The organism is Streptomyces sp. NPDC048254 (genome assembly GCF_043201895.1).
Classification (GTDB): Bacteria; Actinomycetota; Actinomycetes; order Streptomycetales; family Streptomycetaceae; genus Streptomyces.
This window is the reverse complement of sequence record NZ_JBICZJ010000003.1, coordinates 404,887-420,593: the sequence shown is the minus strand read 5'-3', so window position 1 is coordinate 420,593 and position 15,707 is coordinate 404,887. Positions and strand designations below refer to the sequence as shown.

Sequence of the window (15,707 nt, the reverse complement as noted above, 5' to 3'; positions counted from 1 at the left end):
GCGACCAGCCGCCACGGCCCCGCGGACGACCCTCAGCCCAGCCCTCGAGAGTCCTGCTTCAGCGCCGTGTCCACGGTCAGCGCCGTCGCCACCACCAGGCTCCGCAGCGGCTCCGGCAGCTGATGGTGGATCTGCAGCACATAGTTGTCGGCGGTGGTGAACATCGTCTTGGCGAGCCCCTCCCACGTCTTCGTGATCCGGGCCACCTCCGTGTCGGCGTGGTCGACGATCGCGAAGTTCCACGCGCGCCAGTTCTCCGCCTTGATCGCACCGACCTTCTGGTCGCCCGCCATCATCGCGAAGTTGATCTTCCCGATCATGTTCTGCTGGACGATCTCACCCACCTGCGAACCGTCCGGGCGGGTCACGATCACCCGGGACTTGAAGATCTTCGCGGGCCGGGTCAGCAGCAGCTGCGGCTGACCGGACGCGTCGCGGATCTCCAGCCGGTGGGTCATGTACTGGTCGAGGCTGGAGACGAAGCGCAGGATCTTCTTCAGCGCACTCTGGCCGACCTCGGCCACCGAGCCGATCTCCCGGCCGTGCTGGTCCATGACCTTGTACTCGTTGGTCAGCTCGATCAGCTTGGCCTTCTGGTTCACCACCAGGACCGGCTCGGTGAAGAGTGTCTGGGACGCACCGTGCGGATCGCGGTACGAGTCTGCAGGAGTGTTCGATTGCGTGGTCACCGGGGCACACTACCCCGATGTGACCGGTACCTGATCAGTTCCGCACGATGCGGCCCTCAACCCCTTGTCACTCGCTGCTGATCGCCGGGTCGCTGACCCCGGGCCGCCCGTTCTCCACGTGCCCCGCGAACCGACGCACGAAGGTCGCGTCGGACTCGGAGGTGACCGTCAGGTCATACCACTGGTCGCTGTGGTTGAGGTGGGCGATGTGCTTGACGGTGGCTCCGGCGCGCACCGTGAACGTGCGGCCCCGCCCGCCGTACCCGTCGGCCACCGCAAGCTTCACCGTGCCGCTGCCCTTGTTGGTGAAGGTCAGCTCGATGTCGTCGCCGTGCGGCCGGGCGGTGACCTCGGGGCCTGCCACCTTGGCGGGGCCCTGGAAGCTGCGCAGGAAGCCGTTCGGGCCGTGCGCGGTCAGGTCGTACGAGCCGCCCGAATACGCCGAGTTCCAGGTGTCGGAGACGGACTTGCCGGCCTCGGTGGTGTAGCTCCAGGGGCCGTCGGTGCGGTTGTTGGAGGTGACCAGGAAGGCGGCGCCGGCCTGCGTGCCGGAGGCGAAGGTGAGCGTGAGCTTGCCGGCCGCCGCGTCCAGCGAACCGTCCACCAGCGGGGCGTACTTGAGCGGCCGGGTGGGCCGCGAGCCGCGCTCCTGCTTGGGCAGCACCGGGTTGGCGGGCGGGGTGGGCACGTAGTCGGGGTGGCGGTTCTTGTCCGGCGGCTGGTAGCCGTCGGTCGAGGGCAGCGCGACCGGCTTGGTGTCCTTGCGGGAGAAGTCGAACGCGGCGGTCAGGTCGCCGGTGACGGCGCGCCGCCAGGGCGAGATGTTGGGCTCGTGGACGCCGAAGCGGTTCTCCATGAACCGGATGACCGAGGTGTGGTCGAGCGTCTCGGAGCAGACGTAACCGCCCTTGCTCCACGGGGAGACGACGATCATCGGCACCCGCTGGCCGAGGCCGTAGGCGCCGGCGGCGTGGCTCGCGTCGCCCTTGAAGAGGTCCAGGGCCGGGTCGACCGTGGACTTGCCCTGGGCGGCGGAGGCCGGCGGGAACGGCGGGACCACGTGGTCGAAGAAGCCGTCGTTCTCGTCGTACGTGATGAACAGGGCCGTCTTCGCCCACACCGCGGGGTCGGCGGTGAGCGCGTCGAGGACCTGGGAGATGTACCAGGCGCCGTAGTTCGCGGGCCAGTTGGGGTGCTCGGTGAAGGCCTCGGGGGCGACGACCCAGGAGATCTGCGGCAGCTTGCCGCCCTTGACGTCGGCCTTGAGCTGGTCGAAGAAGCCCTCGCCCTTGGTCGCGTCGGTGCCGGTGCGGGCCTTGTCGTACAGCGGGTCGCCGGGCTGGGCGTTCTGGTACTGCTTGAAGTAGAGCAGCGAGTTGTCGCCGTAGTTACCCCGGTAGGCGTCCTGGATCCAGCCCCAGCCGCCGGCCGCGTCCAGGCCGTCGCCGACGTCCTGGTAGATCTTCCAGGAGACGCCCGCCTTCTCCAGGCGCTCGGGGTACGTCGTCCAGGAGTAGCCGGCCTCGTCGTTGCCGAGGACCGGGCCGCCGCCCTGGCCGTCGTTGCCGGTGTAACCCGTCCACAGGTAGTAGCGGTTCGGGTCGGTGGAGCCCATGAACGAGCAGTGGTATGCGTCGCAGATGGTGAAGGCGTCGGCGAGCGCGTAGTGGAACGGGATGTCGTCCCGGTTCAGGTACGCCATGGTCGTGGAACCCTTGGCCGGCACCCACTTGTCGTACTTGCCGTTGTTGACGGCCGTGTGCGTGTCGGCCCAGCCGTGCGGGAGGTCCTGGATGAAGGCGAGGCCCAGGTCGTCGGCGTCCGGGTGGAAGGGCAGGATGTCCTTCGTGCCGTTCGACTGCTTCCACACGGACTTGTTGTTCTGGGTGACCGGACGCGGGTCGCCGAAGCCGCGGACGCCCCTGAGGGTGCCGAAATAGTGGTCGAACGAACGGTTCTCCTGCATCAGGACGACGATGTGCTCGACGTCCTCGATCGACCCCGTGCGGTGGTTCGCGGGCAGTGCGGCGGCGCGCTCGATGCTGTTGGACAGCGCGGTGAACGCCGTGGTGGCGCCCGCCAGTTGGAGGAATCGGCGCCGGTTTACTTCGGGCATGGGTGAGCGACCTCTCATCACTGACGCACGGGATGGCCGGAACAGGGCGGATTGTGCGCGGGTGCGAGTGTTCCAAGGGCATCGAACGTCAGGGAAGGGTCCGGTGGCGCGGATGTGAAAGTCGGCGGTACGGGAGGTAGGTAATCGGTAAGAAGGCGGGGCCGGCCACGGCCCGGGCGGCCGTGGCCGGCGTGGGACCTCAGCTGATGAAGGAGCCCGGGGCGCAGGCGCTGGACGCCACCCACACGTGGGACATGATGTTGTCGTTCATGTTCTCGCCGTTGGTGAAGTGGTTGCGGGCGAGGTTGTCCACGTACAGCTCGCCCGGCTTGAGGCAGCCGTAGGCGGAGGACGGGTAGCCCGGCGTGTAGTAGAAGGCGACGACGTCCTTGCCGCCGACGAAGCCGCTGTTCATCACGGAGGAGGCGGCGTTGGCGTCGGAGACCTGGAAGGCATCGAAGCTGTCGCTCCAGTTGGGGTCGTTGCCCACGGTGGCACCGAGCAGCTCACCCTGGCAGTCGGCGTCCCGCCAGGCCCGCACGTAGCCGTCCCGGCCCGGCCACTTCGCGTTGCAGCCGGAGACGGCGTGGGCGTTCGCCGGCACGGAGAGGCCAAGGGCCGCGATGCCCAGGGTGGCGAGGGCAAGGGTCAGTTTGCGCATGATGGATTCCGATCTGCCTCGTGGGAGGCGGTGGGTGTGCGTGGGTGCCGCGGCGGGGTGCCGCGGAGTTCGTGGAGCGCCTGCCGGTGTCAGGCGCGGGCGGGGACAAGCCGCTCGGCGCGTGCCAGGGCGCGCTGCCGCAGTTGCCGGTAGGCGTCCAGCTGCGTGCCGTATTCCGCGTTCAGCTGGGCCAGGTAGTGGGCCTCGCGGTCCTGGCCGACGGACTTGAGGGAGACCTCGCGGGCGCAGGTGGCGTCGGCGACGGCGATCCGGGTCTCGGCGGCGAAGCTCCGGGCCTCCTCGGCCCGGCTCTGGACGGCGGGGTGCTCCCGGGTGGCCTGCCGGGCCGCGTCGGGGTCCGGGTAGGGGTGCCCGGCCCGCTTCATGCAGCTCGCCCAGTCGTGGACGGCGGCGGCGAAGCGCCGGTCGTGCAGCAACTTGCCGACGTACAGCGGGCGCAGGTTGCTCGCGGTGGTGTCCAGCCGGAACCAGGTGGCCGGATCGCCGTACAGCGTGCGCTCGGCCGACGCGTCGCAGCCGCCGGACTGCTTGCTGACCGAGCCGCCGCCGGGGACCGCGGTACGCAGCAGCTCCGTCTTGCGGCCGCCGTCCAGCGCGGTGTCGTAGGCGGTCCTGCGGACTGCCGAAAGTTTCTTGCGGTAGGCGACGTTGGGGTTGTGCAGGCGGGCGCGGTCCTCCTTCGCGGCGATCCGGCTGCCGTAGCCGTAGGTCCGGGCCCAGCGGACGTCGTCCTGGACGTAGCCGAGCGGCCTGCTCTCCGCCAGGGACAGGGAGCTGTCCGGCCAGTAGCGGAAACCGCGGCCGGCCATGCACTGGGCGATCAGGCGTTGTTCGGCGTCCGAGACCCGGAGGTCCTCGGCGTAGGTCAGCTCGCGCGCCTTGGCCGCGCCGACCGGTGCCGGGTCGTCGCCGGACGCCCCCGAGCAGCCGGTGAGGGCGAGCGCCGCCACGGCGGCGACGGCGCTCAGGTACGCGACCTTGCGGCGGAAGGCGGGGCGCTTCATCGGGCAACTCCCTGGGCTGCGGCGAACGGCTCGGTGCTTTCGGGCCGTTGACGGTGCCGGCGGGGCGTTCGTATGACATGCGGACGCGGGGAATTTCCGGCGCGACGGATTTCGTGACCGGTTCGGAGGCGCGGTCATACGAGGGCCGCCGGCCACCCGTCTGACGCACAGGGGCCGCTATGGCCACCCACAGAAACCAGCCAACTGCGGCGGCGGGGAGAGCCCTCCCCCAAGCCCCGTCGGCCCCGCCCCTGTTCGGCGTACCGGGCGTCGCGGAGGGTGCCGTACCACCGATCGGACAGCACGGATCCGGTCACGACAGCCCGGTCTTCGCCCTGCCCGGACGCCGCCCGCCGATATCGTTGCCGGCATCCGCCAGGAGCGATCGGGGACCGATGTTCGAAGTACGTCTGCTCGGCCCGGTGGAGGTCTGGGAAGGGGGCCGGCGGGCTCCGCTCGGCGGTTCCAGACCCCTGGCCGTCCTCGCCGCACTCGTCGTGCACCTGGGCGAGGTGATCTCCACCGAGCGCCTGGTGGACTTCGTGTGGGACGAGGAGGCCCCGGCCACCGCAGGCGCCCTGGTCGCCACCCATGTCTCCGCCGTACGCCGGGCGCTGTCCCGGGTCGGCACCGCCGAGGTGATCCGCACCCGCCCCCCTGGCTATGTCGCCGACCTCGCCCCCGACCGGGTCGACGCCCGCCGCTTCGAGGAACTCCTCGCGGCGGGGCGATCCGCGGGACGTCCGGAGGAGGCCGCCGAGGCACTGGCCGAGGCGCTGGGGCTGTGGCGGGGCCGGGAGGCGCTGGAGGGGCTCGGCCAGTCGTTCGCCCGGATCGAGGCGGCCCGGCTCGGGGAGCTGCGGCTCGTCGCCCAGGAGGAGTCCTTCGGGCTGGCGCTGGAGCTGGGCCGAGCGGAAGGCGCGATCGCGCCGCTGCTCGCCCATGTCGCCGCGCATCCGCTGCGGGAGCGGCCGCGCGGCCAGCTGATGACCGCCCTGTTCCGCGCCGGCCGGGTCTCCGACGCGCTGCACGTCTTCCAGGAGGGCCGCGCGGTTCTCCGTGACGAGCTGGGCATCGACCCGGGCCCGGAGTTGCGCGCCGTCCACCAGGCCGTACTGACCGGCGACACGGGCCTGCTGGGAACCGGACGTCCGGCCCGGACGGTGCCCGCGCCCCGCGGGGCCGAGCCCGCACCCTCTCATCTCCCGCCCGACATCGCCGACTTCGTCGGCCGCGGCGAGCAGATCAAGTGGGCCACCGAGCTGCTGCGGAGCGTCGGCGACACCGGCCGGACCGCACCCCCGATCGGGGTGATCTCCGGACGATCCGGCATGGGCAAGACCGCCCTCGCCGTGCACGTCGGCCACCGCACCGCCGAACTCTTCCCCGACGGCCGCCTGTTCGTGGACCTGAGGGCCGCCGACACCACCCCGCTGGAGCCCGCCGACGCCCTCGCCCGGCTGCTGCGCGCGATGGGGGTCGACCCGGACACCGTCTCCGCCGGCGTCGAGGAGCTGACCGGCCTGTACCGGACCCACGTCGGGCACCGGCGGGTCCTGATCGTCCTGGACAACGCGGCCGGTGAGGCGGATGTCCGGCCGCTGCTGCCGCCCGGGCCCGGTTCCGCGGTGCTGATCACCAGCCGCCGCCGGCTGGTGGCCCTGGAGGGCGCCGCCCATCTGGACCTCGCCGTGCCGGACGAGGCCGAGGCCCTCGACCTGTTCCGCCGGGTGGCCGGCGAGGGGCGGACCGGGGCGGACCCGGAGCGGGCCACCGAGATCGTCGCCCTGTGCGGGCGGCTGCCGCTCGCGGTGCGCATCGCCGGCGCCCGGCTGGCCGCCCGCCCGCACTGGGCGCCCGGCCGGCTCGCCGCACGACTGCGCGACGAGCAGCGCCGGCTCAGCGAACTCAGCGCCGGGGACCTGGAGTTGCGCACCAGCCTGCAGCTCGGCTACGCCGACCTCGCGCCGCAGGAGCGCCAGGCCCTGCGCCGCCTCGCCCTGCTGGACCTGCCCGACTTCGCGGCCTGGATCGCCGCTCCGCTGCTCGGCATAGGGACCGAGGAGGCCGAGGAGGCCGTCGAACGGCTGGTGGACTGCCACTTCATCGATGTGATCGGCGTGGACGGCACCGGCCTCGCCCGCTACCGCATCCACGACCTCGCCCGCGAGCACGCCCGTGAGCGCTGTCTCTCCGAGGAGAGCGCCGAGGAGCGTACCGCCGCGGTACTGCGCCTCGTCGGCTGCTGGCTGGACCTGGCCCGGAAGGCGGCCGCCCGCGGCCCCGGCGGCGCGGTACGGCACTTCCCGGAACCGGCCGCCGTCCGCCCGCTCGACCCGGAGACCGAGGAGGCGCTGCTCGCCCGGCCCGCGGCCTGGTTCGCCGCCGAGCAGGCCGGGCTGCTGGCCGCCGTGACGCACTGCGCCGACCACGGCATGGCGCGGGCCGCCCGGGACCTCGCCGGGGCCCTGATAGCGAGTTCGGCCGCGCTGTACAACCAGTTCGACGCCTGGTCCCGCTCGCACACCGCGGCCATGGCGGCGGTGCGCCGCAGCGGGGACGTCGAGGGCGAGGCCTGGCTGCTGGCAGGCCTCGGCCAACTCCGTTACGAGCAGGACCGGTTCGAGGAGTCCTACACCTACTTCGCGGACGCCTTGCGGCTGTTCGAGGAGCGTTCGACGGAGGGGGCTGCCGCGGCACTGGCCGGGATGGGCACCGCCCGCCGCGAACAAGCCCGCTATACCGAGGCGTTGGAGCTGCTGGAGACCTCGCTGGAGCGGTACGGCGACGACGGTGACGTGGGCCCCCTGGCGCGGGTGCTGTACGGCATCGGGTACGTGCACCGCGAGCAGGGGCGCGGCCCGGCGGCCCGCCAGGCGCTGTCCCGCGCCCTAGACCTCTACCGGACCGCCGCCGACCTGCACGGCGAGGGGCTCACCCTGCGTTCGCTGGCCCTGTGCGACCGGGCCGAGGGCCGGTACCCGGAGGCCGAACGGCTGCTGCACGACACCTTGCGGCTCTTCACCGACCTGCACGACACCTTCGGCGCGATGTACACCGAACAGTCCCTGGCCAAGGTGGAGTTGCGCACGGGCCGTAGCGAGGAGGCGCGGCGGCGGCTGGTGCGCTGCCTGGAGGTGGCCCGGGAGCGGCAGGACCGGTTCGGCGAGGCGCTGGTGCTGCGCACGCTCGGGGAGGCGCGGCTGGCGGCCGGGGACACCGACGGGGCCCGGGAGCCGCTGGAACACGCGGCGGCTCTCTGGGCGGAGCTGGGACTGTCGCTGTGGCGGGCGCGCACGGTCTGGGACCTGGCCGAGGTATGGACGGCGGACGGCGACGCGGAGGCCGCGCGGGCGGCCCGGGCACAGGCGATGGAGGTGTTCCGGTCGGTGGGCGGCAGGGAGGCCCGGGAACGCCGGGACGACGCGTCGTCGTAACCCGGTGGGGGCTGCAGGAGCCCTGGCGACCCGCTTGCAGGGAACCTGCAGGGCAATTGCAGGGGGGCCGGGCACTGTTGTCTGCGTGACGGACATCATCACGCTCTCCGACTCCCGGGTCGCGGCGGTCACCGAGCAGGAGTGCGGTGAACCGCTGGTCGACCTGCGCGGGACTCCCGGCCTGCTGATCGACCCCCGCCAGGCCGACGCCGACGGCAGCTACGCACGGCTGCGCTCGGGGGCGCTCAGCCGGCTCCTCGACGCGCAGTCGCTGCTGCCCGCCGGGATCAGGTTCCTGGTGGTGGAGGGGTACCGGCCGCCCGATCTGCAGCGCCGCTACTTCGAGCAGTACGCGGCGACGCTGCGCGTGGCCCACCCCGACGCCCCGCCGGGCCGGATCCGCGAGCTGGCCAGCGCCTACATCTCCCCGCCGGAGGTGGCGCCCCATGTCAGCGGCGGTGCGGTGGACCTGACCCTGTGCACGGTCGACGGCACCGAGCTGCCGCTGGGCACGGAGGTCAACGCCACCCCGGAGGAGAGCGCGGGCGCCTGCCGTACCGGGGCACCGGACATCGGCGCCGAGGCGCGCGCCAACCGGGCGCTGATGGCGCAGGCCCTGGGCACGGCCGGCTTCGTCAACTACCCCACGGAGTGGTGGCACTGGTCCTACGGCGACCGGTACTGGGCCCTGCTGAGCGGTGCGCCGGCCGCCCGCTACGGGCCCGCCGCCGCCTCCGTCCGGGCCGTCTGACCAGCGGGCCGCGACCTACTCCGCTCTCGGACCACCAACATCGCGAAGACCACGAAGACCGCGAACGACCAACGGGGGACGATCATGGAAAGCCACGGCGGCAGATGTGCGCAGGACCCGCGCGAAGCCGTACCGAGCCCGCGCGAGACCGTGCGGGGACCGGGCGAGGCGGCTCAACCGCCCATGAGTCCGGGTGACTTCGACGCCTCCTTCACCGCCGACATGCCCAGACTGCGCAGACGGCTGCTGGCCCTGACCGGTAATCCGCACGACGCCGACGACCTGCTGCAGGAGACGTATCTGCGGCTGTCCCGGCGGGCTCGCGCCCGGAATCTGACGCACCAGCAGCATCCGTACGCCTACACCTGCACGGTCGCGCTGAACCTGTTGCGCGACTCCTGGCTGCACCCCTCCCGCCGTGAGCGCACCACCGACCGGCTGCCCGAGGCGGGCTGGGACGGCGGGTTCGGCTCGTACGAGGCCTCGGCCACCGCCCTCGCGCTGCTGAGCGTGCTCTCGCCGAAGGAGGGGGCCGCGGTGATCCTCGTCGATCTGGAGGGCCTCACCCACGACACGGCCGGGGAGCGGCTCGGCGCCCATCGCGGCACCGTGCAGCGCAACCGGATGCGGGCGCTGGCCAAGATGCGCGCCGCGCTGGCCGGTTGAGCCCCGGGTGCCGCGTCCCGACGGGGGTGGGACGCGGCATCCGGCACGTCACCGGACCCCCGTACACCTCCGTACACGGCTCCACGTCGACCAAGGATGTGCACCTTGAGACTCTCCGAACTCACCACGCCGGGCCGGGCGACCGCCGCCGCGGCGGCGATCGCGCTGATCGCCTTCCTTCCCGCCACCGCGCACGCGGCCGCCCCGCGCGCCGCCCAGGACGCGACCTGCGGGGTGCTGGCCTCCGGCGCCTCGGCCACCGCGGAGGCCGCCGTCGGCGCGGCCTGCTCGCAGATCGGTGTCTGGTACAGCTGGGGCGGCGGGCACGGCGCCACCCCCGGTGCCACGTACGGCTACTACGACGGCTCCGACCCCGACAGCCTGCACGACAACGAACGCAAGGGCTTCGACTGTTCGGGCCTGATGCGGTACGCGTACTACCGGGCGACCGGCCGGGACCTGCTCAACGGCACGGCCGACGACCAGTACCACAGCCCGCAGGCCTCGGCCCGTTTCTCGGCCTCCCAGGGCACCGCTCCCCTGGTCCCCGGTGACCTGATGTTCTGGGGCAGCGGGCACATCCACCATGTCGCCATGTACCTGGGCGCCGGGCAGATGGTCGAGGCGTACGAGTCGGGCACCCACATCCGGGTCGCCCCGGTGCGCACGGGCGGCGACTACGCGGGCGCGATCCGCATCAACCCGTCGGGGACGCCGGTGCCGCCGCCGGCCAACGGCGGTACGACGTTCGAGACCTGGGGCACGGGGGTGCGCACGCACTCCACGCCGAGCGTGCGCTCCTCCGTCGTGGACACCTTCGCCGGGCCGACCCAGGTCTCGGTCCAGTGCCAGGAGCACGCGGAGACGGTGACCGCCGAGGGCTACACCAACGACATCTGGTCCAAGCTGGCCGACGGCTCCTGGCTGACCAACATCTACATCAAGGGCCCGGCCGAGCTGCCCGGCATCCCGGACTGCGGCGGTGACACCCCGCCGCCGCCGGGCGGGGGCAGCACGGCGTTCCAGACCTGGGGCACGGGGGTGCGCACGCACAGCGAGCCGAACGTGAACGCCGGCGTCGTCGACTACTTCCCGCAGCCCACGACGGTCAACGTGGTCTGCCAGGCCCACGCCCAGACGGTCACGGCCGAGGGCTACACCAACGACGCCTGGTCCAAGCTGACCAACGGCGCGTGGATGACGAACATCTACATCAAGGGCCCGGCGTGGCTGCCGGGGGTCGCCACCTGCTGATCCGGACCCGGCCGCGGGGCGCCCGACGAGTCGGGCGCCCCGTCCGTGTCCCTGCCTCTACTCAACTTGTTGATGATGAACGGCCGCCCGCTCGTCAAGTCTGCGCAGCGCCAGCTCGCCCCAGCGCAGGTTCTCCCGCTCGAAGGACATCCCGCGCAGCAAGGTGAGGTACGGGCCGATGCGCTCCGCCTCCGCGAAGTACGCCTCCTCCGAGCGGCCGGCGAGCAGGCGCCGGCGGATCCGCTCGTAGCGGGCCAGTTTGGCGGTGGCCCAGTCCATCCGCCCGGCGACGGCGGTGCGGACCGCCTCGATGTCACCGGCGTCCGCGCACTGCACCTTGACCAGGAGTTCGTCCCGGACCACCGCGGGCCGGGCCGGGGGCTCGGCGGTGTACGCGCGCACCGCCTCGCGGCCCGCCTCCGTCAGCGAGAACAACCGCTTGTTGGGCCGGCGTTCCTGCTCGACGACGCGCGCGGTGACCAGTTCCTCGGCCTCCATGCGCTCCAGTTCGCGGTAGAGCTGCTGGGGCGTGGCCGTCCAGAAGTTGGCGACCGTCGCGTCGAATCCCTTCGCGAGGTCGTACCCGGAGGCCTCGCCCTCCAGGAGGGCGGCCATCAACGCGTTCCGCAGAGCCATGGGTGCACGCTAGCATGCACCTACTCAATTTTTTGACTAGGTGAGGTGGACCCCATGCATCCCTTCCGCAAGGCCGTCGAGAGCGACGACCTGGACGCCGTGGCCGCCCTGCTGGCCGACGACGTCGTCTTCACCAGCCCGGTCGCCTTCAAGCCGTACGCGGGCAGGGCGATCACCGCGGCGATCCTGCGCGAGGTGACCCAGGTCTTCGAGGACTTCACCTACGTACGGGAGATGGCGAGCCCCGACGGCCGGGACCACGCCCTCGTCTTCACGGCGACGGTGGCCGGCAAGAAGCTCCAGGGCTGCGACTTCCTGCACGTCGACGAGGACGGGAAGATCGACGACCTCACGGTGATGGTGCGCCCGCTCTCCGCCGCCCAGGCGCTGGCCGAGGCCATGAACGCCCGGTTCGACGCGATCGCCCGGGAGGCCGCCGCCGCGGGGTGACCCCGGCCGGAGCACCGGTCCCGGCCTCCGCCATCGCCCGATCGAGGGACTGGTGGGAGCCGGGCACCGCCCACAAGACTCGGGCCATGACCGCCACCGACCCGCCCCAGGGGCTCGCCTGGGACACCCCCGCCGCCGCGGCCGCCTACCGCGACCGTGACATGAGGCTGGCCCGGCAGCTGATCTTCCCGGCGGTGCTGGACCGCGTCGGCGCTCCCCCGGGTCCCGGTGCCACCGTCCTCGACATCGGCTGCGGCACCGGCGCGCTGGCCCTGGAGCTGGCCCGGGCCGGCGGCTGGTCGGTGCAGGGGGTCGATCCCTCCGCGCACATGCTGGACATCGCCCGCGCCGACCGCCCCGACCCGCGCGTGGACTACCGCCTCTTCGACGGCCGTTCCCTGGCCTGGATCCCGGACGGCAGCATCGACGCGGCCGTCTGCTGCCTGGTCTACTGCACCGACCCCGACAACGGCCGCCTGGCCGCGCTGACCGCCGAGATCCACCGGGTGCTGCGGCCGGGCGCCCCCTACGTCCTCGCCGACCTCAACCCCGCCGCGGTGGGAGAACAGTTCGCCACGCTCCGGTACGGCGAGCCCGGCGCGTCGTACGCCGAAGGGTCTCCCGTGCCCACCGGGCTGCGCCGGCTCGACGGCGGCTGGGTCACGACGGTCTGTCACTTCCGTCCGCTGTCCGCCTACACCGCGCTGCTCACCGGCGCCGGTTTCGCCGCACCGGCCACGGACACCCCGGCCGTGCCGGAGTCCGAGCGGGCCGCCGGGTCCGGGCTCGCCCCGTACCTGGTGCAGAGCGCCGTCCGCGCCCCGGCCCACGGCTGAGCGGACGGCCCGCGGGTCCCCGGGCCGGCCGACGGCTCGGGGGCATCGCCCATTTCGCCCTCGGCACGGAGGATCTCCTCGACTCCTGCGACGCCGAGCGCGCGGATGAGTTCGTCCTCCAGGTCCGCGGTGCACACGTGGATGTCCTGGAGCGGTGCCCGGGCCCGTGTCAGGCCGCGCTCGTAGAAGCCCTTCTCGCCCTCGACGCACAGGCCTGTCAGGTGCAGACCGAGGCCGGGCGGCCCGAGGAGGCCGGCATAGCGGCCGACGCTCATCGCCCCGCCCATCGGCACGACACACACTCCCTCGGCGGCCAGGTCTCGGCCACGTCGGGCGGCCAGCGCCTCGACGGCCGCGAGATCGCTCAGCCCTTCCAGGAGTACCGCGGTCCGTACCCCCAGGCTTTCCGCAAGATCGCGCGCCGGGCCGTCGGGACCGCCCGCCGCCCAGCTGGTGACCGCATCCCGGAACGCCCTCATCTCCGCCATGGGGCGAGTCTGCACATCCACCGGTGGCACCGCACAGGATTATTCGTCGGCGTCGGCCGGACACGACCTGCGCCCCACTGACGCAGGCCCCTGCTCGATCGGCCTGCCGAACGTCCGCTCAGCGCGCCCGCTCCCAGACCGGTGCGGCACCCGGAGTCAGCAGGTGGTAGTCGGGTGCGTCCCGCAGTGCCAGCTCCGCGCCGCCGGGCGTGTAGATCAGGATGATCCGCAGCTGCCGCCAGCCGGTGTTGAAGGTGGAGTGCGGTGTTCCCCTGGGCACGAACACGAAGTCCCCGGCCCGCACCGGGAACTCCCCGGAGTCACCCACGGTCTGGATGCCCTCGCCGTCGATGAAGTACAGGACCTCGTCGGAGTTCGGGTGGGTGTGCGGGTCGTGCCCCTTGGCGGCCCACGATTCCTCTCCTCTCCAGTCCTCTCCAGTCCTCTCCAGCACGTGTGTTTCCGGCCCGCACCCGCCCTCAGGGCCGGATGACGACGGACTTGAACTCTTCGGTCTGCCGGCGGATGCCCGCTTCCGTCGGCAGGCGTTCGATCGAACTCGCGCCGAAGAAGCCCACGACCCCGTCCGTGCGCGCGAGTACGTACTGTGCGTCGGCGGGGTCCGCGATGGGACCGCCGTGGCACAGGACGAGAACGTCCGGGTCGACCGCGACCGCCGCGTCCCGCATCGCCTGGATCCGCTCGACGCACTCGTCGAGCGTGAGCGCCGTGTGCGCGCCGATGGTGCCCTTGGTGGTCAGGCCCATGTGCGGGACGAGGACGTCGGCGCCCGCCTCGGCCATGGCGGTGGCCTGGGCGGCGTCGAACACGTACGGCGCGGTCAGCAGTCCGCGTTCGCGTGCGGCCGCGATCATCTCGATCTCCAGGTCGAAGCCCATTCCGGTCTCCTCCAGGTTCTGGCGGAAGACACCGTCGATCAGCCCCACCGTGGGGAAGTTCTGCACGCCGGCGAACCCGGCCTCCTTGACCTGGTCGAGGAAGCGGCCCATCACCCGGAACGGGTCGGTGCCGTTGACGCCCGCGAGCACGGGCGTGTCCTTGACCACGGGGAGCACCTCGTCGGCCATCTCCATGACGATGGCGTTCGCGTCGCCGTAGGCCAGCAGGCCGGCCAGGGATCCCCGGCCGGCCATCCGGTAGCGCCCCGAGTTGTAGACGATGAGCAGGTCGATGCCGCCCGCCTCGGCCGACTTGGCGGAGATGCCCGTTCCGGCACCGCCGCCGATGATCGGCCGGCCTGCCGCCACGGTCTTCCTCAACCGTCCGAGCGCCGTGCTCCGGTCCATGATCGCGTTCCTTTCCGCCCGCGCGGGTGCGGGCACCCGCTGCTCGGCCATGCCGACCAGGTAGTTGGAGTCGGGACCGTCACCGGGCCGCGGTGATCAGCCGGTGCAGATGCCGGGCGGCGTCCCGCCCGAACCCGGGGTCGTTGATGTGCTGGTCCACCTCGACGATCTCGGCCGGCGACCCGGTGAGCGCGCCGCGCAGCGCGGCGAACAGCTCCGCGTCCGCCGTGGCGTCCCGGAACGGGCCGCCCTCCGTGTCGATGCCGCTCACCCCGCGCAGCGGCAGGAGTACCGTGACCGGCCCGCGGGCGCGCGACACCTTCGCACCGATACGCCGGCCGAGTTCGGCGTTCTCCTCCGGCGTGGTCCGCATCAGGGTGACCGTCGGGTTGTGGACCAGGAGGGTCCGGTCGCCGAAGCCGGCGGGCACGGTCTCCCGTGGCCCGAAGTTGACCATGCCCAGGGCGCCGAGCGAGACGACCTGGGGGATGCCCCGCTCACCGGCCGCCTCCAGCCGGTGCGGCCCGGCGCTGAGCACACCGCCCGCGAGATCGTCGGCGAGTTCCGTGGTGGTCAGGTCCAGCACGCCCGCGAGCCGGCCGTCGCGCGCGAGCTTCTCCAGGGCGCGTCCGCCGGCACCGGTGGCGTGGAAGACGAGAGGTTCGTAACCGAGGCCGGCCAGCTCCGCCCGTGCCTCGTCGGCGGCCGGTGTGGTCAGGCCGAACATCGTCACCCCGACCAGCGGCCGCTGCTCGCCGGCCGGTACGCCGCGGCGGGCTTCCTGCGCCGCGGCCATCGCGGCGATCGCCGCGGCGGCGTTGCCGAAGACCTGCTGGGAGAGGGAGTTGATCCCGGCGACGTCGACCACCGAGTGCATGAGCGTCACATCGCTCTCGCCGACGTAGGGCGAGACATCACCCGAGGCCATCGTGGAGACCAGCAGTTTCGGCACCCCGACCGGCAGGGCGCGCATCGCGCGGGCCGCGACCGACGAGCCACCCGAGCCTCCGACGGCGAGCACACCGTCGAGCCGGCCCTCCGCGTACAGCGCGAGCGCCGTCGACGCGGCGCCGGAGGCCATCGACTCCATGGCCGCGCCCCGATCGTGTGCCTCCCGCAGCGCCGCGAGATCGGCGTGCCCGGCCCGGGCGATCTCCGCGGCGGTGACGTCCGCGGGAGATTCCGAGAACACGCCGACGTCGACCATGACGGTGCTCGCCCCGTGGGCGCGTACCCGGTCGGCGATCCAGGCGTACTCCGCACCCTTGGTGTCCATCGTGCCGATGAGAACGACCGTCGCCATCGTGCCTGCCTCCTGCTCTCCTTCGAGCCCTGTGCCAGGCATTCTTGCCACGCGGGAGCGTCCCTGAATGGTCCACTTGGGGCCGAGT

At 72.5% G+C, this 15,707-nt stretch carries 14 protein-coding genes and 1 pseudogene; 6 read left to right on the top strand and 9 right to left on the bottom strand.

Going from position 1 to position 15,707, the window contains the following annotated elements; all coding sequences use genetic code 11:
* Positions 1-32 precede the first annotated feature (32 nt).
* The 4 genes from ACGFZQ_RS11575 to ACGFZQ_RS11560 form a co-directional block, all read right to left on the bottom strand.
* Complete coding sequence (locus ACGFZQ_RS11575) at positions 33-689, bottom strand: LURP-one-related/scramblase family protein (protein ID WP_393840164.1); 657 nt, start codon at positions 687-689, stop codon at positions 33-35.
* Between the two features lie 67 nt (positions 690-756).
* Positions 757-2,805, bottom strand: coding sequence for a phosphocholine-specific phospholipase C (locus tag ACGFZQ_RS11570; RefSeq protein WP_393840163.1), 2,049 nt, complete (start codon positions 2,803-2,805; stop codon positions 757-759).
* A gap of 199 nt (positions 2,806-3,004) precedes the next feature.
* Complete coding sequence (locus ACGFZQ_RS11565) at positions 3,005-3,466, bottom strand: hypothetical protein (protein ID WP_393840162.1); 462 nt, start codon at positions 3,464-3,466, stop codon at positions 3,005-3,007.
* Between the two features lie 89 nt (positions 3,467-3,555).
* Positions 3,556-4,491 (bottom strand): hypothetical protein, encoded by a 936-nt coding sequence (locus tag ACGFZQ_RS11560; protein WP_393840161.1) that lies wholly within the window; start codon positions 4,489-4,491, stop codon positions 3,556-3,558.
* 395 nt (positions 4,492-4,886) lie between these two features.
* Between ACGFZQ_RS11560 and ACGFZQ_RS11555 the strand changes: the two genes are divergently transcribed.
* From ACGFZQ_RS11555 to ACGFZQ_RS11540, 4 genes are all read left to right on the top strand, one after another.
* Complete coding sequence (locus ACGFZQ_RS11555; RefSeq protein WP_393840160.1) at positions 4,887-7,928, top strand: BTAD domain-containing putative transcriptional regulator; 3,042 nt, start codon at positions 4,887-4,889, stop codon at positions 7,926-7,928.
* An 85-nt stretch (positions 7,929-8,013) separates the two neighbouring features.
* Entirely contained in the window at positions 8,014-8,679 is a 666-nt protein-coding gene (locus ACGFZQ_RS11550; protein ID WP_393840159.1) for a M15 family metallopeptidase, read from the top strand.
* A gap of 183 nt (positions 8,680-8,862) precedes the next feature.
* The gene (locus ACGFZQ_RS11545) at positions 8,863-9,345 is read left to right on the top strand and encodes an RNA polymerase sigma factor (protein ID WP_393840158.1); all 483 of its coding nucleotides are present in this window, start codon (positions 8,863-8,865) and stop codon (positions 9,343-9,345) included.
* Positions 9,346-9,450: 105 nt separating this feature from the next.
* Positions 9,451-10,599 carry a C40 family peptidase gene (locus ACGFZQ_RS11540; RefSeq protein ID WP_393840157.1) on the top strand — a complete coding sequence of 383 codons (1,149 nt, stop codon included), beginning with the start codon at positions 9,451-9,453 and terminating at the stop codon, positions 10,597-10,599.
* A gap of 57 nt (positions 10,600-10,656) precedes the next feature.
* Here the strand turns inward: ACGFZQ_RS11540 and ACGFZQ_RS11535 are convergent, their stop codons facing one another.
* Complete coding sequence (locus ACGFZQ_RS11535) at positions 10,657-11,235, bottom strand: PadR family transcriptional regulator (RefSeq protein ID WP_393840156.1); 579 nt, start codon at positions 11,233-11,235, stop codon at positions 10,657-10,659.
* A gap of 54 nt (positions 11,236-11,289) precedes the next feature.
* On the opposite strand from ACGFZQ_RS11535, the gene ACGFZQ_RS11530 reads away from it, so the two are divergent.
* Both ACGFZQ_RS11530 and ACGFZQ_RS11525 read left to right on the top strand, forming a co-directional pair.
* A complete protein-coding gene (locus tag ACGFZQ_RS11530) occupies positions 11,290-11,685 on the top strand; it encodes a nuclear transport factor 2 family protein (protein WP_393840155.1) in 396 nt (131 codons plus the stop codon).
* Positions 11,686-11,771: 86 nt separating this feature from the next.
* Positions 11,772-12,353: pseudogene (locus ACGFZQ_RS11525) on the top strand (class I SAM-dependent methyltransferase); the annotation flags it as partial.
* Between the two features lie 26 nt (positions 12,354-12,379).
* Here ACGFZQ_RS11525 and ACGFZQ_RS11520 read toward each other — a convergent pair.
* The 4 genes from ACGFZQ_RS11520 to ACGFZQ_RS11505 all read right to left on the bottom strand — a co-directional run bounded on the left by ACGFZQ_RS11520 (position 12,380) and on the right by ACGFZQ_RS11505 (position 15,619).
* Positions 12,380-13,009: a TOPRIM nucleotidyl transferase/hydrolase domain-containing protein gene (locus ACGFZQ_RS11520; RefSeq protein ID WP_393840154.1), complete on the bottom strand. Its 630-nt coding sequence runs from the start codon at positions 13,007-13,009 to the stop codon at positions 12,380-12,382.
* A gap of 118 nt (positions 13,010-13,127) precedes the next feature.
* Positions 13,128-13,463, bottom strand: a complete 336-nt coding sequence (locus ACGFZQ_RS11515; RefSeq protein WP_393840153.1) for a cupin domain-containing protein — start codon at positions 13,461-13,463, stop codon at positions 13,128-13,130.
* Positions 13,464-13,488: 25 nt separating this feature from the next.
* Complete coding sequence (locus tag ACGFZQ_RS11510; protein WP_393840152.1) at positions 13,489-14,316, bottom strand: phosphoenolpyruvate hydrolase family protein; 828 nt, start codon at positions 14,314-14,316, stop codon at positions 13,489-13,491.
* Positions 14,317-14,395: 79 nt separating this feature from the next.
* Positions 14,396-15,619, bottom strand: coding sequence for a Tm-1-like ATP-binding domain-containing protein (locus ACGFZQ_RS11505; protein WP_393840151.1), 1,224 nt, complete (start codon positions 15,617-15,619; stop codon positions 14,396-14,398).
* Positions 15,620-15,707 lie beyond the last annotated feature (88 nt).